Source organism: Methylobacterium sp. 22177, assembly GCF_052045615.1.
Taxonomy (GTDB): domain Bacteria; phylum Pseudomonadota; class Alphaproteobacteria; order Rhizobiales; family Beijerinckiaceae; genus Methylobacterium; species Methylobacterium radiotolerans.
In genome coordinates, this window is sequence record NZ_JBQEPK010000032.1 from 39947 (window position 1) to 59739 (window position 19793).

Annotated in this window: 20 protein-coding genes and 1 tRNA gene; 13 read left to right on the forward strand and 8 right to left on the reverse strand. The window is 70.6% G+C overall.

What is annotated here, in order from left to right:
- The first annotated feature begins 24 nt into the window (after nt 1–24).
- Complete coding sequence (locus ACTJK8_RS23585; protein WP_063111451.1) at nt 25–1068, forward strand: hypothetical protein; 1044 nt, start codon at nt 25–27, stop codon at nt 1066–1068.
- Between the two features lie 15 nt (nt 1069–1083).
- Here ACTJK8_RS23585 and ACTJK8_RS23590 read toward each other — a convergent pair whose 3' ends face one another.
- Entirely contained in the window at nt 1084–1425 is a 342-nt protein-coding gene (locus ACTJK8_RS23590) for a hypothetical protein (protein WP_024827988.1), read from the reverse strand.
- 83 nt (nt 1426–1508) lie between these two features.
- Nucleotides 1509–2372: a formyltransferase family protein gene (locus ACTJK8_RS23595; protein WP_029360117.1), complete on the reverse strand. Its 864-nt coding sequence runs from the start codon at nt 2370–2372 to the stop codon at nt 1509–1511.
- A 219-nt stretch (nt 2373–2591) separates the two neighbouring features.
- Between ACTJK8_RS23595 and ACTJK8_RS23600 the strand changes: the two genes are divergently transcribed.
- Complete coding sequence (locus tag ACTJK8_RS23600; RefSeq protein ID WP_063111452.1) at nt 2592–4196, forward strand: cryptochrome/photolyase family protein; 1605 nt, start codon at nt 2592–2594, stop codon at nt 4194–4196.
- On the opposite strand, the gene bcsS is transcribed toward ACTJK8_RS23600, so the two are convergent.
- Nucleotides 4163–4888 carry a cellulose biosynthesis protein BcsS gene (bcsS, locus tag ACTJK8_RS23605; protein ID WP_063111453.1) on the reverse strand — a complete coding sequence of 242 codons (726 nt, stop codon included), beginning with the start codon at nt 4886–4888 and terminating at the stop codon, nt 4163–4165. The genes ACTJK8_RS23600 and bcsS overlap by 34 nt on opposite strands.
- Nucleotides 4889–5181: 293 nt before the next feature.
- Between bcsS and ACTJK8_RS23610 the strand changes: the two genes are divergently transcribed.
- Nucleotides 5182–5784 carry an exopolysaccharide biosynthesis protein gene (locus ACTJK8_RS23610; RefSeq protein ID WP_210383480.1) on the forward strand — a complete coding sequence of 201 codons (603 nt, stop codon included), beginning with the start codon at nt 5182–5184 and terminating at the stop codon, nt 5782–5784.
- 7 nt (nt 5785–5791) lie between these two features.
- On the opposite strand, the gene ldtR is transcribed toward ACTJK8_RS23610, so the two are convergent.
- Both ldtR and ACTJK8_RS23620 read right to left on the reverse strand, forming a co-directional pair.
- Nucleotides 5792–6304 carry a transcriptional regulator LdtR gene (gene ldtR, locus ACTJK8_RS23615; RefSeq protein ID WP_024827984.1) on the reverse strand — a complete coding sequence of 171 codons (513 nt, stop codon included), beginning with the start codon at nt 6302–6304 and terminating at the stop codon, nt 5792–5794.
- Nucleotides 6305–6464: 160 nt separating this feature from the next.
- Entirely contained in the window at nt 6465–6923 is a 459-nt protein-coding gene (locus ACTJK8_RS23620) for a DUF6163 family protein (RefSeq protein ID WP_012322517.1), read from the reverse strand.
- Between the two features lie 224 nt (nt 6924–7147).
- Between ACTJK8_RS23620 and hemB the strand changes: the two genes are divergently transcribed.
- The 9 genes from hemB to ACTJK8_RS23665 all read left to right on the forward strand — a co-directional run bounded on the left by hemB (nt 7148) and on the right by ACTJK8_RS23665 (nt 16020).
- A complete protein-coding gene (gene hemB, locus ACTJK8_RS23625; protein ID WP_440762599.1) occupies nt 7148–8206 on the forward strand; it encodes a porphobilinogen synthase in 1059 nt (352 codons plus the stop codon).
- Nucleotides 8203–8571 (forward strand): hypothetical protein, encoded by a 369-nt coding sequence (locus tag ACTJK8_RS23630; RefSeq protein WP_012322519.1) that lies wholly within the window; start codon nt 8203–8205, stop codon nt 8569–8571. Before hemB ends, ACTJK8_RS23630 begins: the two co-directional genes overlap by 4 nt.
- A gap of 88 nt (nt 8572–8659) precedes the next feature.
- Entirely contained in the window at nt 8660–9148 is a 489-nt protein-coding gene (locus tag ACTJK8_RS23635; protein ID WP_012322520.1) for an RDD family protein, read from the forward strand.
- A 124-nt stretch (nt 9149–9272) separates the two neighbouring features.
- Entirely contained in the window at nt 9273–10019 is a 747-nt protein-coding gene (locus ACTJK8_RS23640; RefSeq protein ID WP_024827982.1) for an arginyltransferase, read from the forward strand.
- 119 nt (nt 10020–10138) lie between these two features.
- Complete coding sequence (gene purB / locus ACTJK8_RS23645) at nt 10139–11446, forward strand: adenylosuccinate lyase (RefSeq protein ID WP_029360123.1); 1308 nt, start codon at nt 10139–10141, stop codon at nt 11444–11446.
- 80 nt (nt 11447–11526) lie between these two features.
- On the forward strand, nt 11527–12384 hold the full coding sequence (locus tag ACTJK8_RS23650) for a D-amino-acid transaminase (protein ID WP_012322523.1): 858 nt from the start codon (nt 11527–11529) through the stop codon (nt 12382–12384).
- A gap of 113 nt (nt 12385–12497) precedes the next feature.
- Nucleotides 12498–12800 carry a hypothetical protein gene (locus ACTJK8_RS23655; protein WP_012322524.1) on the forward strand — a complete coding sequence of 101 codons (303 nt, stop codon included), beginning with the start codon at nt 12498–12500 and terminating at the stop codon, nt 12798–12800.
- A gap of 157 nt (nt 12801–12957) precedes the next feature.
- The gene (locus ACTJK8_RS23660) at nt 12958–14250 is read left to right on the forward strand and encodes an adenylosuccinate synthase (protein WP_012322525.1); all 1293 of its coding nucleotides are present in this window, start codon (nt 12958–12960) and stop codon (nt 14248–14250) included.
- A 279-nt stretch (nt 14251–14529) separates the two neighbouring features.
- A complete protein-coding gene (locus ACTJK8_RS23665) occupies nt 14530–16020 on the forward strand; it encodes a hypothetical protein (protein ID WP_059409950.1) in 1491 nt (496 codons plus the stop codon).
- 91 nt (nt 16021–16111) lie between these two features.
- Here ACTJK8_RS23665 and rpoH read toward each other — a convergent pair whose 3' ends face one another.
- Nucleotides 16112–17005: an RNA polymerase sigma factor RpoH gene (gene rpoH / locus ACTJK8_RS23670; protein WP_012322527.1), complete on the reverse strand. Its 894-nt coding sequence runs from the start codon at nt 17003–17005 to the stop codon at nt 16112–16114.
- A 237-nt stretch (nt 17006–17242) separates the two neighbouring features.
- Nucleotides 17243–18247: an RluA family pseudouridine synthase gene (locus ACTJK8_RS23675; protein ID WP_440762600.1), complete on the reverse strand. Its 1005-nt coding sequence runs from the start codon at nt 18245–18247 to the stop codon at nt 17243–17245.
- Between the two features lie 103 nt (nt 18248–18350).
- Here ACTJK8_RS23675 and ACTJK8_RS23680 point away from each other — a divergent pair.
- A tRNA-Glu gene (locus tag ACTJK8_RS23680) sits at nt 18351–18426 on the forward strand.
- A 313-nt stretch (nt 18427–18739) separates the two neighbouring features.
- Here ACTJK8_RS23680 and ACTJK8_RS23685 read toward each other — a convergent pair.
- Nucleotides 18740–18880: a hypothetical protein gene (locus tag ACTJK8_RS23685; RefSeq protein WP_164891333.1), complete on the reverse strand. Its 141-nt coding sequence runs from the start codon at nt 18878–18880 to the stop codon at nt 18740–18742.
- Between the last annotated feature and the right edge of the window lie 913 nt (nt 18881–19793).

Sequence of the window (19793 nt, forward strand, 5' to 3'; positions counted from 1 at the left end):
GTTGAGAGGACATCGGAGACGATCATGCGCAACCGCCCCGGCACGGCCCTGCTGGCGTCCGTCGCGATCGGCCTACCGACGCTCGCCGCTGCCGAGGCGCCGGTCCAACCGCCCCGCGCCGCACCCGCGACCGATCCGGCTTCCGCGGCGCAGCCTTGGCCGCCGAACTTCTCCCGCAGCGTGCAAGGGACCGGGGTGCCCGGCCTGGACGGCGGCCACGTCTTCCTCTGGAACAGGCCGCAGGGCTTCGATCCGGTCTCGACCCTGCGGGTCGACCGGCACGTGCCGGAAGGGTCGGGCGAGGCGACCCACACCTACAAGGCGCTCTGGGCGCTCGGCTCTACCGGACCGCACAATGCCGGCTACGAGTGGACGATCACGGGCGAACTGCACAACCGCGCCCTCGCCAGCACCGGGGCGCAGAACGTCGCCGTCAACGGCACGATCTTCAAGGAGTCCAACGGTCTGGGGCCGGTCGGGCCGTCGTGGGCCGGGAACTTCAACTGTGTCGACATGACCGACGAGGCCGATCCGGTGGCCTCCTGCATCGGCGCCGAGATCGACGTCTCGGCGCAGTCGCCGACCACGGACCGCAACCGGCAGCGGGTCGGTCTGCAGATCTCCACCGGCGGGGTGCCCGGCGCCCATACCGGCTACGGGATCCTGATGGGCAACCTCACCGGCTCGATCACCGACCGGGCGATCTCGTTCCAGGGAGAGGGCACCTACGGCATCGGGATCGACGCCGCCGCCGCGCGCTTCACCGGTGTCCCGATGCTGCTCGCGGCCGGACAGGCGATCGGGCTCGACGGCAACCGCGAGGGCGGCTTCTCCCGCAGCCTCGGCTTCGACGGGCGCGATCTGGTTTACGGCACGGGGGCGGGGCCGGTCGTGCGCGTGACCGATAGCGGTCGGATCGAGGCCGCCTCCCTCCGCGAGAGCCTGCCGCTGCCGCCCGCGAGCAGCCGCGCGCCCTGTACCCCCGGAGACCATGCCTGGGACGAGGCCTACGAGTACCGGTGCGTCGCGCCCGACCGCTGGAAGCGTGCGACGCTCAGCGACTGGTGAGCACCCCGCCCGTCGTCAGCGGTCGAGGATGCGCACCACCGCGCGGGTGTCGGGGTCGACGACCACGATCTTGTCGCCGGGCGCGACGAAGTAGCCGAAGCGGCGCAGGCGCGGATTCGGGGCGTCCGTGAAGGGCGCGAGCCGCACGTCGGGCGGCACGATGCTGCCCGGCCGCAGTGGGATCGATCCGACGATCGGTCCGGGCCCGACTGGCCGGCGGACGATGTAGTCGCGCACCACGACGTCGTCGTCGGGGCCGAACTCGTCGGGTGTGACGATCACCGCCTGCGCGAAGGCGGAGCCGGTGAACAGCGCGGCAAACCCGAGGGCTGCGGCGAGGCTGGCGCGGGTCGACATGGCGGACTCCCGTGATGCCCGGGCGCGAATCGCCGGGCCGCCGGAAACATCAGCGTCCGCGCTTCGGTTCCCGCCCCGGCCGGTCAGCGGCCGATCTGCCCGGCCTCCGCGAGGGGGACCGGCGACCAGCGGGTCAGCTGAACGTACCCGTCGAGGGCCGCCACCACGACGTGGCGGCGGTGGCGGTGCACCACCGCGCCTGGCGTGTGCGCGTGGCGCTCCTGCCACCCTTGCGCCTCCGCCACAAAGACCCGGGCGTCCCCGAGCCGCGCGATCGTCTCGACCGTGCCGAAGGCCCGCACCCGGCGCAGGACCGTCTCGACGTCCTGCCGGAAATCGAGCGTCCGGTCGGTATCGGTGGCGCGCGGCCAGTAGGAGCCGTCCCCCTGCGGCTCGGAGCGCCGCCAGCGGTTGGGCAACTCCCGGCCGAGGGGACCGGCCGCGAGGCGGCGCGCCGCCATCTGGCACTTTGCGAGCAGCGTCTCGTGGCTCTCGCGCGAGCTCAGGGCGAAGATCTCCTGTGCCAGGATATCGCCGGTGTCGAAGCCGTCGGCCAGCACGTGGGCGGTGACGCCCCAGGTCTCGTAGCGGTCGAGCACGGCCCGGAACAGCGGGTAGGGCCCTCGGCCCGTGGGCAGGGGAGAGGGGTGGAAGTTGAGGCCGTAGGCGGCGCGGCCCTTCCAGCCCTTGATGAGCCAGGGATAGCCCGCGACCACGAGCGCCCAGTCCCGGCCGTGCTCGGCCTGCAGCGCCTCGATGTCCCGCTCGCGGATCCGCGACAGCTGGATCGGCAGCTTCAGGGACCGGGCGCGGGCGACGATGACCTCGTTGTGGTCGTAGACCCCGTCGCAGGGGCGCGTGAACAGCTTCACCGGCGTCCAGCCGGCGTCGAGCAGCCCCTCGAAGACCCCGCCGAGGAAGTCGATGCCGGCGAACGCGAACTTCATGCTTGCCGCCTGCGACCTTGTGCACGTGGAGGGCGCGGATCCGCCGCCTGCCCGGCGGCGTCCCCGGCCTTACCTTGATTGGGCCGATGACGGTGGCAAGGGGGGGACAGCGTGGTTCGGGTGAGCATCGACGGCTGGACCGGAGAAATCGGCCGCGCCGCGACCCGCGCCCGCGCCGCGAATGGCTGCCGCTCCGCCCTTCACGGCGCGGGCTGAAGCATGGCCGGGAAACGCCGCGGCAGTGCCGCAACGGCCGGAACGCTGCGCTTCGTCCTCGGCGATCAGCTGACCCGCCGGGTGTCGAGCCTCGTCGACCTCGATCCCGAGCGCGACGTGGTCCTGATCGTCGAGGTCCGGGACGAGGCGACCTATGTCCGCCATCACAAGCAGAAGATCGCCTTCCTGTTCGCCGCTATGCGCCACTTCGCGGCCGAGCTCGAGGCGGAGGGCCTCGCGGTCGACTACGTCCGCCTGACCGACGCGGGCAACACCGGCAGCTTCACCGGCGAGCTGGAGCGCGCCGTGGCGCGCCACCGGCCGGATCGAGTCGTGGTCACCGAGCCGGGCGAGTGGCGGGTCTGGGAGATGATGCAGGACTGGCGCGAGACCCTGGCAATCCCGGTCGAGATCCGCGCCGACAACCGCTTCCTGTGCCCGCGGGAGGATTTCTCTCGCTGGGCGGAGGGCCGGCATCATCTGCGGATGGAGACCTTCTACCGGGGCATGCGGCGCAGGACCGGCCTCCTGATGGACGACGACGAGCCCGCGGGGGGGCGCTGGAACTACGATCCCGAGAACCGCAAGCGCCTGCCCAAGGGCCAGCAACCGCCGGACCGGATCGGCTTCCAGCCCGATGCCGTGACGCGCCAAGTCATCGCCCTCGTTGAGGCGGAGTTCGGCGACCATTTCGGAGATCTCACCGGCTTCTCCTGGCCGGTGACCCGGGCCGATGCCCTCGCGGCGCTCCGGCACTTCCTGGCCGACGCCCTGCCGACCTTCGGCGACTATCAGGACGCGATGAAGACCGGCGCGCCGTTCCTCTACCACGCGCTCCTGTCGCCCGCCCTCAACGCCGGGCTGCTCACCGCCGAGGAGGTGTGCTGGGCCGCCGAGCGCGCGTACCGCGACGGTGCGGCGCCGCTCCACTGCGTCGAGGGCTTCATCCGGCAGATCCTCGGCTGGCGGGAGTACGTGCGCGGGCTCTACTGGGCGCGGATGCCCGGGTACCGGGACAGCAACGCCCTCGGCGCGGGCCGCGACCTGCCGTGGTTCTACTGGTCAGGCGAGACGGCGCTGAACTGCGTCGCGCAGGTCGTCGGCGAGACGCGCGCCCACGCCTACGCCCACCATATCCAGCGCCTCATGGTGACCGGCAACTTCGCCCTCATCGCCGGCCTCGATCCGGCGCAGGTGGAGGAATGGTACCTGATCGTGTTCGCGGACGCCTACGAATGGGTCGAGCTGCCCAACGTCCACGGTATGGTGCTGTGGGCCGACGGCGGCGTGATGGGCTCCAAGCCCTACGCGGCCTCGGGCGCCTACATCGACCGGATGTCCGACTACTGCGCGTCGTGCGCGTACGACGTGAAGGTCAAGGCCGGGCCTGAGGCCTGTCCGTTCAATTATCTCTACTGGAACTTCCTCATCGAGAACGAGGAACGGCTGGCGGGCAATCAGCGCATGGCCATGCCGTACCGCACGCTCCGCGGCCTGGGCGACAGGCGCCGCGCCGAGATCCGCCGCGACGCGGCCGCGTTCCTCGACTCACTTCAGGCCCGCCCCGGACCCGATCAGAGCGGCGACCAGACCGACAGGGTCAGGTAGGGGCAGGCCCGGCCTCGGCCCCTCTCGGACTGGAGGCCCGCCGACGCCCGGAAGCTGTACCGGCCGAGAGCGAAGTCGGTGCCGTGCAGGCCGAGGCTCCACTTCGCGTAGCCGCTCCCGTCCGCGTAGAGCGCGGCCTCGGGTCCCAGATAGGTCTCCCACAGCCGGTAGCCCCAAGCGAGGCGCGCCCACAGGCTGTCGCGGGCCGATCCCGCGACGGCACTCGCCTGCAGCAGCGTCGCCTCGGTCGGGCGTGCCCAGACCTCGCCGTGAAATCGGAGGCCGTAGCGGGTCGACAGGGAATCGAACTGCGGCCCCGCGATCAGCATCTCCCGCGCGGTCTCGGGCCCGGCGAAGGCCGCGACCGCGCCCCAGTCGAAGAACCACTGGTATCCGGCGAGGGCGGCGGCGGCGACGGTGTAGCGCGCGCGCGGGCCGTCCGGACCGCGCTCGGCGCGCCGTCCGCCGCCGACGCTCGCCAGCGCGGCGAACCCGTCCTGTTCGAGGGACGTGAGGCCGGCTTTCGCGCCGACGGTGAGAAATGTGTCGCTGCCCGCGTCGAGACTGCCGAACAGCAGCGTGTCGATCTCGCCGGCGCCGACCGGACTCGTAGATCCGACCAGGCCCGAGAGCAGCGTCGCGAGGAAGGGGCCGCTACGAGCAAGCTTCGGGGCGGGGCGCTGGCTCGACACAGTCGATCCTCCGGCATCGGAGGATAGCGGTAAGATAAAATTAACTGTGTTGCACCTGGCGTCGCGTCGTTCTCCCCGGTTTTGTCCTGTCTGATCACGATCGACTGCCGGTCACCTTGAGCGATGCTGTCAGAGAACGCGCGAAGCGTCGCGCGATGCTTGCCGGATCCTCGCGGGCGCGCGGCTGCTAGCCCGCCCGGCGGGCGCCATCGCGCTGTCGCGAATCTGCCGTGCTTGGCGTGCCAGATGATCTCGGCTAGAGCCGCCGCGGGAAAGCGAAGGTTGGCAGATCCTTGACCTCCGGTGCACGAACGTCGGACGTCCTCACCGTGCTGGCGAGCCAGGAGGGCGAGCGCCTCACCGTGGGCGACATCGTCGCGGTCCTGCGGGACCGTGCCTTCGCGCTGCTCGTGGTCCTGCTCGGGCTGCCGAACTGCCTGCCCATGCCGCCGCCGATCCCGCTGATCTGCGGCCTGCTCCTGCTCCTCGTGGCGATCCAGATCGCCGCCGGGATGTCGGCGCCGTGGCTGCCGCGGATGCTCCTCGGCCGGTCGATCGCCCTGGCGGATGTCCGGCGCGCCGTCACGCGCGCGGTGCCGATCCTGCGCCGCCTGGAGCGCTGGTCGCGCCCCCGCGTCAGCGTGTTCGAGACCGCGCTCGGCATGCGCGGCATGGGGATCGTGCTGCTCGCCCTGGCGCTGGCGCTGATCGTGGCCGCGCCCATCGTCGGGCAGATCCCGCTGGGTCTCGCTGTCTGCCTGGTCGGGCTCGGTCTCGTCGAGCGCGACGGTCTCGTCGTGCTGGGCGGCCTCGTGATCGGGATGTTCGGCGTCGCCATCAACGCCGGCTTCGCCTACGCGGTGATCGCCGGGATCGTCGGCCTGCTGAACCTCTGAGGGCGCCTCAGAGGCGGTAGCGGATCTGGTCGGTCCAGAAGCGTTCCAGGCGGGTGAGAGCCTGGTTCAGGCGGTTGAAGTCCTCCTCCGAGATCCCGCCGATCGGCGTGATCGTCCGGGCATGCTTGTCGTACAGCCCCTGGATGATCTCGTGGACCTGGCGGCCCTTGTCGGTCAGGCTGATCCGGACGGAGCGCCGGTCGGTCTTCGAGCGGGCGTGGTGGAGGTAGCCGGCCTCGACCAGCTTCTTCACGTTGTACGAGACGTTCGAGCCCAGGTAGTAGCCCTTAGTCCGCAGCTCGCTCGCGGTCAGCTCCTTGTCGCCGATGTTGTACAGGAGCAGCGCCTGGACGCTGTTGACGTCCTCGCGGCCGCGGCGCTCGAACTCGTCCTTGATCACGTCGAGGAGCCGGCGATGCAGCCGCTCCACGAGGTGCAGCGCCTCGAGGTAGGAGCCCTTGGCGGAGGCGGCCTCCTCGGGAGCCTCGATCTGCGCGACTCGGGCGTTCTGGGTCTTCATCTCTGCCTCGCCATCCGATGATCCGGCGCCCGTTCGATGCGGCGCCGTTGATGATGGCTAAGCTAGGGCTCGGGAATGAAAGGCGATTTAAGCGACAGGATGAATTCGCGATTTACTCTTCGCGGTAAAGACAAACTGAATGAAGATAAGAACGGTTCGTTCACCGTGCTTCCTGCGCGGCCAGCCAGGACAGCAGGAAGTACAACGTCACGACACAGCCCCCGAATACGAGCAGAGGCACCGATAACGGCAAGAGTTGCGGTGTCAGGACCGCGAGCGTCATCGCCGAGGTGACGGCGAGCAACCAGATCACGCCGCCCCAGGCGCTCGTCAGCCACAATCCGATCGCCGCCGCCGCGTCGATCACCGCGAAGTAGACGATCGCGGACTGGCGGCCGAACGGCTCGGCCTCGAAGGGGCGGACGCCCGGCAGGACGTCGAGGATCGTCGCCCAGGCGAAGACGCTCTTAAGCAGCCAGACCAGGGCCGTGAGCCGCATGAACCAGATCAGCACCGTGTCCCACGTGCCGGGCGCCGGCCCTTGGGCGCGCTCGATGCGGTCGCTCGGGATGCCGCCCGGCCTCGGCGTCTTGCGCCGGATCGGAAGGTAGCCGGGCACTATCGAGGGCTCGCGGGCGTGAGGGGCCGGTTCATGCGGCGGTTCATGCGGGAAGGGCCGGGATCCTGATCGATCGGACGGGGGTCGCCGGGTTGAAGCGGTTCCGCCGCCCTGCGTCAACGGTCGGGTTTCGTTGCGCCAGCCCGGTGTGGTAGTCGGACGCCTCCGGCGCACGGGCGCCGCGCGATCCGCGGCGTGGTCCGCGCGAACGGTAGCGAAGCCGCATGTCAGACACCCTGCCAGAGCCGCGCCCTCTCGCCGTGGAGGCCGCCCGCGAGGGCGCCCGCGTGGAGGGTCTGAAGATCACCCAGCGTCCGCGCCGGAACCGGAAGGCCGACTGGTCGCGCCGCCTCGTCCGCGAGCACACCCTGACGGTCGACGACCTGATCTGGCCGATGTTCGTGATCGACGGCGAGGGGCGCCGCGAGCCGGTCGCCTCGATGCCGGGCGTCGAGCGCCTCTCGGTGGACGAGATCGTCCGCGACGCGGAGCGCGCCGCGAAGCTCGGCATCCCGGCGGTGTCGTTCTTTCCCTACACGGAGGTGTCGCTGCGCGACCCGACCGGCTCGGAGGCGCTGAACGCCAACAACCTCGTCTGCCGGGCGGTCCGCGCCGTGAAGCGGGCCGTGCCCGAGATCGGGATCATGACCGACGTGGCCCTCGATCCTTACACGAGCCACGGTCACGACGGCCTGATGAAGGACGGCGCGATCCTCAATGACGAGACCGTGGCGGTCCTCGTCGAGCAGAGCCTGATCCAGGCCGAGGCCGGGACCGATATCATCGCCCCCTCCGACATGATGGACGGGCGCGTCGGCGCGATCCGCGCCGGCCTCGACAAGGCCGGCTTCCTCGACGTGCAGATCATGGCGTACGCGGCCAAGTATGCCAGCGCCTTCTACGGGCCGTTCCGCGACGCGATCGGCACCAAGGCGGCCCTCGTGGGCGACAAGCGCACCTACCAGATGGATCCGGGCAACTCGGCCGAAGCCCTGCGCGAGGTCCGGCTCGACCTCGACGAGGGCGCGGATTCCGTGATGGTGAAGCCGGGCCTGCCCTACCTCGACGTCATCCGCCGGGTCCGGGACGAGTTCCAGGTTCCGACCTTCGCCTACCAGGTGTCGGGCGAGTACGCGATGATCGAGGCGGCGGCCCGCAACGGCTGGCTCGACGGCGACCGCGCGATGATCGAGGCGCTCCTCGCCTTCAAGCGGGCCGGGGCCGACGGTGTGCTCACCTACCACGCGCCGCGGGTCGCGGAGCGCCTGCGCACCCATCCGTGAAGCGCGGGCACCGCTGGCTCCTCGGGGCGGCGGTCGTGGTCGGCTTCTTCGGCGGCCTCGCCGCCTGTCAGGACACCCTGCGCCGGGATCGCGTCGCCACCTGCCGCCGGGCGCTCCCGGCGATCGCGCCGCGGGACGGCATCCGGCTCCTGCGCGCTGCGCCGGGGCCGTCGGCAAACTCGGTGCGGGTCGACTACGCCGACGGCAACCGGCAGCACTGGCTGACCTGCCGCTTCGATGCCGGCACGACCCTGGTCGCCCTCGCCACCGAGGCGAGCACCCTGTCCGGCCCGGCGCTCTACATGCTGAAGCGCTTCTACCTCGACACGCCCGACGCCGCGGCCGGTGACCCGGCCGGGCGCTGAGAAGCGGCCGCGCATCCGGCTCCTCTTGCGGGGCTCGCCGCCTGCACCCACCTTCACGTCCGCAGCCTCGCTTGCAGGACGCGACACCATGCAGAACCCTCAACCCGGATACGCGCAGCGCTTCGAAGCGCCCGGCTACGCCACCTCGCTGCCGATCCCGTTCGTGCGGGCGAGCCTCGGCGGCCGGACGGTCGCCTATCTCCTCGACATCGTGTTCATCTTCGGCTTCACGGCCCTGCTGACGCTGCTGATCACCGTCATCGGCGTGGTCACGTTCGGCCTCGGCTGGACCCTGTTCGCGGTCCTTCCGGCGAGCGGCATCATCTACAGCGCCATCACGGTGGGCGGGCCGAAACAGAGCACGATCGGCCAGCGGATGATGGGCCTGCGGACCGTCGCGCCCGAGAGCGGCGCCCGGGTCGACGTCGTCACGGCCGCCGTCCACGCGCTGCTGTTCTACGTGGCGATCTCGACCTTCCTGCTGTGGTGCGTCGACATCGCGTTCGGGCTGATGCGCGCCGACCGGCGCCTCGGGCACGACCTGCTCCTCGGTCTGGCCGTCGTCCACGCGCGCTGAGCGACGATTCCGCTGATGAAAATCCGACGGTGCGACCGGTCGGGCCATTGAGCCTCGGCCGGTCGCCTGTACACTGGCACGCCGGCGCCGTGAGGATGGACCCGGCGCAGGGTCTGTGAGAAGCGTGACCAGCCATCCGCGCGACACACCGCAATTCTACCTCACCGCCCCGTCGCCGTGCCCCTACCTGCCGGGGCAGGAGGAGCGGAAGGTCTTCACCCACCTGGTCGGTCGTCGCGCCCGCGACCTGAACGAGATCCTGACGCAGGGCGGGTTCCGGCGCTCGCAGACCATCGCGTACCGGCCGGCCTGCGAGACGTGCCGGGCCTGCATCTCGGTCCGCGTCGTGGTCGACGAGTTCGAGCCGAGCGCCAGCCAGAGGCGCATCCTGGCGCGCGGCGCCGACTGGGTCGGCACGCCGGAACCGAACCGGCCGGCCTCGGAGCAGTACGCCCTGTTCCGCCGCTACCTCGACGCCCGGCACGGCGACGGCGGCATGGTCGACATGACCGTGCTCGACTACGCCATGATGGTCGAGGACAGCCACGTCGACACGCACTTGGTGTCGTATCGCCGGCACGGGCCGGATACGGCGATCACCGGCCGCGGCTCCGGCCCGCCGCTCGCCTTCTGCCTGACGGACGTGCTCTCCGACGGGCTGTCGATGGTCTACTCGTTCTACGACCCCGCGGAGGCTGCGCGCTCCCCCGGGACCTTCATGATCCTCGACCATATCCGCCGGGCCCGCCGGCTGGGTCTGCCGTATCTCTATCTCGGCTACTGGGTCGAGGGCTCGCGGAAGATGGACTACAAGTCCCGCTTCCGCCCGCAGGAGCGCCTGATGGGTCAGGGCTGGGTCCGGATCGACTAAGCCGCGGGTCCGCCCGCGTCCACATCCGTTGCCGCCTTGACATGGCCGATGCGCATTGAGCGGCCGGGCCGGCGCATGCTACCGGCCTCGCACGCAATCCGGACCGTGCCGAGGCCCCCATGATCCCCCGCTACAGCCGCCCCGCGATGACGGCGATCTGGTCGCCCGAGAGCCGTTTCCGGATCTGGTTCGAGATCGAGGCCCACGCCACCACGGCGCTCGCCGAGATCGGCGTCGTCCCGAAGGAGGCGGCCGAGACGATCTGGAGCAAGGGCAAGGACGCGGCCTTCGACGTCGCTCGCATCGACGCGATCGAGGCGGTGACGAAGCACGACGTCATCGCCTTCCTGACCCACCTCGCCGAGATCGTCGGGCCCGAGGCGCGATTCGTCCACCAGGGCATGACCTCCTCGGACGTCCTCGACACCTGCCTCAACGTGCAGCTGGTACGCGCCGCCGACATCCTGATCGCCGACGTCGACTCGCTGCTCGCCGCCCTGAAGGCGCGGGCCTTCGAGCACAAGATGACCCCGACCATCGGCCGATCGCACGGTATCCACGCCGAGCCGGTGACCTTCGGTCTGAAGCTCGCCCAGGCCTACGCCGAGTTCGAGCGCAACCGCCGCCGCCTCGTCGCGGCCCGCGAGGAGGTCGCCACCTGCGCGATCTCCGGCGCGGTCGGCACGTTCGCCAATATCGACCCGCGGGTGGAGCAGTACGTCGCCGAGAAGATGGGTCTGACCGCCGAGCCGGTCTCGACCCAGGTGATCCCGCGCGACCGGCACGCGATGTTCTTCGCGACCCTCGGCGTCGTCGCCTCGTCGCTGGAGCGCTTGGCGATCGAGATCCGCCACCTGCAGCGCACCGAGGTCCTGGAGGCGGAGGAGTTCTTCTCCGAGGGGCAGAAGGGTTCCTCGGCCATGCCGCACAAGCGCAACCCGGTGCTCACCGAGAACATCACGGGGCTCGCCCGGATGGTGCGCGGCTACGTCACCCCGGCCCTGGAGAACGTCGCCCTCTGGCACGAGCGCGACATCTCCCACTCGTCGGTGGAGCGGATGATCGGCCCCGACGCCACCGTCACCCTCGACTTCGCCCTCGCGCGGATGACCGGGGTGATGGAGAAGCTGCTGGTCTACCCGGCCAACATGCAGAAGAACCTCGACCGGCTCGGCGGCCTGATCCACTCGCAGCGCGTGCTGCTGGCGCTGACCCAGGCCGGGGTCTCCCGCGAGGATTCCTACCGGCTGGTCCAGCGCAACGCGATGCCGGTCTGGCGCGGCGAGGGCGACTTCCTGGCGCTGCTCAAAGCGGATCCGGAGGTCGCCGCGGCGCTCGCGCCCGAGCAGATCGAGGCGTGCTTCGATCTCGGCTACCACTTCAAGCACGTGGACACGATCTTCGGGCGGGTCTTCGGCGACCGCTGAGGGTCCCGCACGATTCCTGCTTTGGCCCGCGACCGCGGACCTGAGACCTCGGGCCCGCGACGAACACAGGACAGCTCCCCGTGACCGCTCCCCGCATCGTCTACCTCAACGGCCAGTTCCTCCCCTACGAGGAGGCGCGGGTGCCGATCATGGATCGCGGCTTCCTGTTCGCGGACGGCATCTACGAGGTCTCGGCGATCATCGACGGCAAGCTCGTCGACAACGCCGCGCACCTCGCGCGCCTCGACCGCTCGCTGGGCGAGATCGGCATCCGCAACCCGCACGACGCGGCGGGTTGGGAGCGCCTGCAGACCGAGCTCGTGGCCCGCAACGGCGTCGCCGAGGGGCTCGTCTACATGCAGGTCACCCGCGGCGTGGCCGAGCGCGACTTCGCCTTCCCGAAGGCCGGCACCGAGCCCACCGTGGTGATGTTCACCCAGGCCAAGACGGTGCTCGCCAACCCGCTCGCTGAGACCGGGGCCCGGGTGATCACCGTCGAAGACCTGCGCTGGAAGCGCCGGGACATCAAATCGGTGGCCCTGCTGGCGCAGGTCCTCGCCAAGCAGCAGGCGGCCGAGGCCGGCGTCGCCGAGGCCTGGATGATCGAGGACGGCGCGGTCACCGAGGGTTCCTCCTCCACCGCGTTCATCATCAGCCGCGACCGCGTGCTCGTGACCCGGCCGCTCTCCACGGCGCTGCTGCCGGGCATCACCCGCGCCTCGGTGCTGCGCCTCGCGCAGGAGGCCGACCTGCGGATCGAGGAGCGGCTGATCCCGGTGGACGAGGTCTACGCGGCGCAGGAGGCCTTCTACACCAGCGCCTCCGCCTTCGTGATGCCGGTCGTCGAGATCGACGGGCGCGCGATCGGCGAGGGGCGGCCGGGTGCGCTGACCCGGCGTCTGAGGGAGCTCTACATCGAGGCCGCCCGCCAGGGTTGAGGCCGTCGTATCTCGTCCACAGGCTGGGGCATCGGGCCCGACAGCCGGACAGGAACGGATCCCGTCTCCGACTGTTCCTCCCCGAATTCGTGTCTCGAACCGGGGAGGCCCTCATGCCGAAGAAGACCCTGCTCGTCGCCCTCGCGACGACCCTGGCGACGGCCGTCGCGGCGGTGCCCGTCCGCGCCCAGACGACCGGACCGGCCCCGACGCCGCCCGAGCGCGTGCGCCCGAACGCGGACGCGCCGCCGCAGGACCAGTCGCTCAGCGACAAGCTCCAGAAGAACGACGGCGTGATCAAGCCGCCGGATTCCGGCACGACCGGCACGGTTGTGAAGCCGGATCAGTCGGGCTCCATGCCGGTGATCAAGCCCCACGAACTTCCCGGTCGGGACCCGGGCACCGAGGCCAAGTAGGCCGGTCGCGACGGGCCCCGGCTGGCCGCCATGCGGTCCGATCATGCGGCCCCTTGCTTGATTTCGCTGCCCGGATCGCGGAAACGGCTCACGACGTACGCCGCCTGCACCCGTGGGCGGCGCCGTCCCGGTTTCCGTCGCGGGTAAGCAGGCAGGCATGGCCAACGTCGTCGTTGTGGGCGCCCAGTGGGGCGACGAGGGCAAGGGCAAGATCGTCGACTGGCTCTCCGAGCAGGCCGACATCGTGGTCCGTTTCCAGGGCGGCCATAATGCCGGCCACACGCTCGTGATCGACGGCGTGACCTACAAGCTGGCGCTGCTGCCGTCGGGCGTGGTCCGCGGCGGCAAGCTCTCGGTCATCGGCAACGGCGTCGTGGTCGATCCCTGGCACCTGATCGATGAGATCGAGCGGATCAAGGCGCAGGGCGTGGACGTCTCGCCGTCCTCCCTGCGGATCGCCGACAACGCGACGCTGATCCTGCCGCTCCACCGCGAGCTGGACCATTTCCGCGAGACCGCCAATGCCGGGCTGAAGATCGGGACGACCAAGCGCGGCATCGGACCGGCCTACGAGGACAAGGTCGGCCGCCGCGCGATCCGGGTCGTCGACCTCGCCGACCCCGACGCGCTGCCCGCCAAGATTGAGCGCGTGCTGACCCACCACAACGCCCTCCGGCGCGGCCTCGGGATCGACGAGGTGAATGCCGAGGCGCTGCTGTCCGAGCTGAAGGCGATCGCGCCGAAGATCCTGCCGTTCGCCGACACCGTCTGGTCGCTGCTCGACGAGGAGCGCCGGGCCGGCAAGCGCATCCTGTTCGAGGGCGCGCAGGGCGCGCTGCTCGACGTCGATCACGGCACCTACCCGTTCGTGACCTCCTCCAACATCGTGGCCGCGCAGGCGGCGACGGGCTCGGGCCTCGGCCCGGGGGCGATCGGCTACGTCCTGGGCATCGCCAAGGCGTACACGACCCGCGTCGGCGAGGGGCCGTTCCCGACCGAGCTGTTCGACGAGATCGGCGAGACCATCGGCAGCCGCGGGCGGGAGTTCGGGGTCAATACCGGGCGCAAGCGCCGCTGCGGCTGGTTCGACGCCGTGCTGGTGCGCCAGACGGTCCGGACCTCCGGCATCCACGGCATCGCGCTGACCAAGCTCGATATCCTCGACGGGTTCGAGGAGATCCGCGTCTGCACCGGCTACATGCTGGACGGCCAGCCGGTCGACCATCTCCCGGCGAGCCAGGCCGCGCAGGCCCGGATCGAGCCGGTCTACGAAGTGATCCCGGGCTGGTCGGAGACGACCGCGGGCGCCCGGTCCTGGGCCGATCTGCCCGCGCAGGCGATCAAGTATGTCCGCCGGATCGAGGAGCTGATCGGGGCGCCGGTGGCTCTGCTGTCGACCTCCCCCGAGCGCGACGACACGATCCTCATGCACAACCCGTTCGAGGATTGACCCTCCGCGCGCTATCTCGTTGACGACGCGTGTTTTCGGCGGCCCTGCCTGTATCCAGTCCGCGCGGGCTTGATCTAGAACGGGCTGGCGGCCGGGCGGTCCGTATCGCGATCCGCCCGCCGCCTCGAAGGCAGCCGGCGCGCGGGCCCTGATCTCGCGCGCGGGACACGACAAACCGGCCGACGGCCGCGACCGGACCTGTCGGGCGGGCGCGGACCTCGGTCCCCGGCCTCCGACCGGCGTTGCCGGACGGCGGCCGAAGGGGCGGACCAGAGTATCATGGCCGATTACTACCCGCTTCTGGCCCGCGCGCTCGACGCGCTGCCGGACCGAACGCCCGCCCTCCGTAAGGCGGTCTACGACCGCGCGCGCAATGCCTTGATCAGCCAGCTGCGCTCCCTCGATCCGCCGCTGTCAGAGGCCGACATCGATCTCGAGCGCCGGGCGCTCGACGCGGCGATCGAGCGGCTCGAGGTCGATCACGGCGGTCTTCCGGCCCCCGCCAACGATGCCGCGCGGGCGCCCGAGAAGCCCGCACCGGCCACGGCCCCAGCTCCGACGCCCGCTGCGGCACCGGTCGTGCCCGTACCCGCCGCGCCCGAGCCGATCGTGCCCACGGCCACGGAGCCGGAGATCCCGGAGCCATCCCCCCCCGAACCGGGACCCGGACCGGTGCCGGCGCCCATCCTGCCGCCCGCGAGGCCGCCGTTCGCGGTCACGGCCCGAGAGGGTGACCGGGACCCTGAGGACGGTCCGCGCGAGCCGCCGATCCCGATCGCGCCGCCGCGTCCCGGGACGCCACCGCCGGCCGCGCCCGACGCGGCGCCGCCGGTCGCCGAGACATCGGCCACGGAGGCGCCCGCCGTCGAGGATCCGGACGCCGAGGCCGCCGAGGGCGCCGGCGGGCGTCAGCGGCCGCGGATCGAAGTGGTCCCGCCCCGGACCGGTCGGTCCCGCGTGCTGCGCAACGTCTTCGTCGGCGGCGTCCTGGCGGTGGTGATCGGCCTGATCGCCGTCGCGGCCTTCCTGCTGCGCGACAGGCCGCAGAACCTGCCGTCGAGCGGCACGGAGGCCGGGGATACGCAGCAGCCGGAGGGCGAGACCAAGTTCGGCGACCGGGTCGGCGGCGACGCCGCGCCGGCCCCGAAGGCCCCGACGCGTGTCGAGAACAGCGCGCCGCCGCGGGCAGCGGCCACGCCCGCGCCCGCCGATGCGGGCGTCGCCGTCGCGCAGAGGGCGGAACTGGTCGAGGAGGCGACGGGCGCCCAGGGCGGGCAGCCGACCGTGACGCCGGGGCGTGTGACTTGGCGGCTCGAGAGTGTGAACGGGGATCAGGGGCAGCCGGTTCAGAACGCCGTGATCGCCACCGTGACCATTCCGGATGCCGGCCTGACGCTGGTGATGACGATCCAGCGCAATCTCGACGCCACGCTGCCGGCGTCCCACACCGTCAGCTTGGCGTTCAGCCAGACCGGCAGCAACGGCGCGTCCCGCACCGTCCAGGATGTCGGGTTGCTCCAGGCCAAGGACGAGCAGAGCGCCCGCGGCTCGCCCGTCTCGGGGTTGCCCGTCCGCGTACGCGACAACCTGTTCCTGATCGGCCTGTCGTCGCTGCAGAACGACGTCGAGCGCAACACCGACCTGCTCCTGCATCGGAACTGGTTCGACATCGCACTGCGCTACACGTCCGGCCGCCGGGCGGTGCTGACCTTCGAGAAGGGCGCAGCCGGCGCCCAAGTGATGCAGAACGCGTTCGACGCCTGGCAGTGACCGCGCGGCGTCGGCATTCGTTCGAGCCCTGACCGCCGAGCCCTGACCGGGCTGGGCGAGCCCGGCGCCTCGCGAGCGCCGGGCGTGCGGGTCAGCGGGCCTCGATGCCGGTTCGGGGCAACTCGCGGGTGGCGATGTTGCGCTTGACCGCCTCCTGCACCTTCTCGAAGGCGCGAACCTCGATCTGCCGGACGCGCTCACGGGAGACGCCGAACTCGCCGGAGAGATCCTCGAGAGTGATCGGGTCCTCGGCGAGACGCCGCGCCTCGAAGATGCGGCGCTCGCGCGGGTTCAGTACGCCGAGAGCGTCCTTGAGCGCGGAGAGCCGGTTCTGGCCCTCCTGCTCCCGCGCCAGCACGGTCTCCTGGCTCGGGCTGTTGTCCACGAGCCAGTCCTGCCACTCGCCCTCGCCCTCCTCGCGCAGGGGCGCGTTGAGCGACGTGTCGCCGGACAGGCGCCGGTTCATGTCGATCACGTCCTGCTCAGGCACACCGAGGCGGGTGGCGATCTGCTTCACCTGATCGGGCTTCAGATCGCCCTCGTCGAGGGCCGAGATCTTGCCCTTCGCCTTCCGCAGATTGAAGAACAGCTTCTTCTGGTTCGCGGTCGTGCCCATCTTCACGAGGGACCACGAGCGCAGGATGTATTCCTGGATCGCCGCCTTGATCCACCACATCGCGTAGGTGGCCAAACGGAAGCCCTTGTCGGGATCGAAGCGCTTGACCGCCTGCATGAGACCGACATTGCCCTCCGACACGACCTCGCCGATCGGCAGGCCGTAGCCGCGGTAACCCATGGCGATCTTGGCCACGAGGCGGAGATGCGACGTCACGAGCCGGTGCGCGGCCTCGCGGTCGCCGGCGTCCCGCCAAGCCTTCGCCAGCGTGAACTCCTCCGACGGCTCCAGCATCGGGAACTTGCGAATCTCGTCGAGGTAGCGCGAGAGGCCACCTTCGTTGGCGAGCACGGGCAGCGTACCGGCCATGGCATTCTCCTGGACCTAATGTCCCCCTGTCGGGCGGACGCGACGGACAACAGTGCCGTCCACTCGGGCCGCTCTTGAGCCGACCCTGCCGGCCCCCCATCTCGTAAGGGACGCCGGGGAGCCGGTCGCGGTCGATGACACCCACGTCGTCAACAACGCGCCACCGGCGATTTTGGTCGTACCATGTCACGATGTGACGCGGTACGGGGTGATCTTTCGCACGCCGCGACGGGGCGGTTACAGGCGCGGCGCTCCGTTCTCTTCCGCCCTCAGTGCCTGCACGAGCGCGGTCATGTCGGACGGCAGCGGACTCTCGAACCGCAGCGTCGTGCCGGTGCGCGGGTGGCTGAAGCCGAGCAGTTCCGCGTGGAGCGCCTGGCGCCCGAGCGCGGTGAGGGCGGCGCGGGCTTCCGAACTCAGGCGGGCCGCCTTGGTCCGGAAGGCGCCGCCGTAGACCGTGTCCCCGAGCAGGGGGTGTCCGCGATGGGCGAGGTGCACGCGGATCTGGTGGGTGCGGCCCGTCTCCAGGCGGCAGCGCACGAGGGCGGCCTCGCCATACGCCTCGGCCACGGCGTAGTGGGTTACCGCGTGGCGCCCGCTCGCGTCCGACACGACGGCGATCTTTTCCCGATGGAAGCGCGACCGCGCGAGGTTGGCCTGGATCGTCCCGGCCCGCGGCTGGGGCAGGCCCCAGACCACGGCGGCGTAGGCGCGTTCCAGCGGTCCGGACCGGCCGTGATCGGCGAACTGGGCGGTGAGGCCCTGATGGGCCGTGTCGTTCTTGGCGACGACGATCAGGCCGCTCGTATCCTTGTCGAGGCGGTGGACGATGCCGGGGCGGCGCACGCCGCCGATCCCCGACAGGCTGGCGCCGCAATGGGCGATCAGCGCGTTGACCAGCGTGCCGCTCTCGTGACCCGGTGCGGGATGGACCACCAAGCCGGCCGGCTTGTCGATGACGATCAGGTCGTCGTCCTCGTAGACGATCGGTAGATCCAAGGCCTCGGCCACCGGCTCTGCCGGAGCGGCCGGGGGCACCCTGAGCACGATGTGCGCGCCGGCGGCGACTTTGCCCGACGGGTCGAGCGCCGGGAGGCCGTCCCGCTGGACCTGGCCGGTGCGGATCAGGTCCTGCAGGCGGGCCCGGGACAGATCCGGGAACAGCGCGACCAGTGCCCTATCCAGCCGCACGCCTCCCTCGGCCACGATCCCGGCCCGCTCGTCCTGCGCGTTATCCACCACGACCCCTATTCGCTCCCGATCTGACCCGCCGCGGCGGATTTCCTGACAAAGGCACTTGCTCCGCCGCCGGGTGGTGGCTATAGCAGCCCCGCGCCGCCGGAAAGCTCCCATCGTCTAGCGGTCTAGGACGTCGCCCTCTCACGGCGAAAACAGGGGTTCGATTCCCCTTGGGAGCGCCAGCGCGCTGGCAGCCGTCGCGGGCTGCGCATCGTTTTATCAGAAATTGCTAGCGGCTTATGGGCCGGTGTATTGCCGGCGCTCTGCGCCTTCGGTGTCTGCTCGTCGTTTCGCGGGCTACCGCCGAGCTGGCGCTACCGGTCGAACGATCGCGCTGGCTCTACCGCGAGGTCTCGAGTCACGAACCGTCGCCATGCCGATGTAGCCCGATGGTGGTGATCAGGGCGCGGATGAGGGTTTAACTTGGCGTGGGCCGAGCACGCGGCGCAGCCGACGGATGGGGTCACGCTCTGCGAGACGGGATCGGTGTTCCGCCTACCAGAACCAGATGACGCGGCCCGACACCGCGTAGATGACGAACCACAGCCCGACGGCCAAGATGAGCGATGCCACGACGAGGGCCGCGTGGGGCCTCCTGCGCGTGCGGCTAGGGCGGACGTGAGTGATCTGATCCATGGGTGTGGCGAACGGCATCCCCTGCCGATCGTAAGCACGGAGGCTCCTCGCCCTGAGCCCGGGAGGCCCCCGTGGTTGCAATCGGCGACAACGGCGCGTTACGACCAACATCCGCCGTCGATGTCCCCATCAAAAGATGCGTTGCGGTGAGGCCGGCCGCCGGTCGCGCCGGTGGCGCGGGTCCATCGCCGACGGCCGCGAGGCTGCACGGCCTGCGATCAGCGACGCAATCAGGGATCAATCGGGGTCGCCTCAAAAACGGGATGTTGTGCGGCGTACCCTACTGTGTCGAGTAGGTTTCCGTCGGGCGTGATTGCACGGTGCCTCAACCCGCGCGATCACCGCGCACTTCGAGATCCAAGCCGTCGGACAGCATTTCTGGACCTGGGAAGTGCTCGACGAGACCGAGATGACGGTAGCCGAATCTCATCGGCCGTTCCTTTCTCGGACATAGGCCCTCGCGGCGGCCCTGGCCTTCGATGAGCTGGTCGCGCGGGCTAGCCGTTCGCTCAGTGGTGGAGCGTCGAGCGGCCTCCTGTAGGCGATCACTTCCGACGCAGCTCTCCGAAGAGTTCTCGGGTCCGTTGCCTGGCCGATCTAATCCTCCGCTCGTGCGTGCAGGTGAGCCCATAGGCGGTCCGAGGGCAGCCCTCGCGTGTCGACCGGGAGCGCGCGTCGCGCATGTAGGCATTCATCCTCAGGCGCACCGACTGACCGTCCGTGTCGTCCCTGTGGGCGCTGGAGAGGAGCGGCAGGGGGCCTCGAACTGGCTGACCTGCCAGTGATGGCGACACACGCGGCCAAGCAGAAGCCGCAGACCAGCAGGCGGCTATCGTACAACCAGTGCCTGCGGTCCTCCCCGGCGACGCCGTTCGCGCTCATCCTTGTCACCGGGAAATCGCCCGGTTCCGCG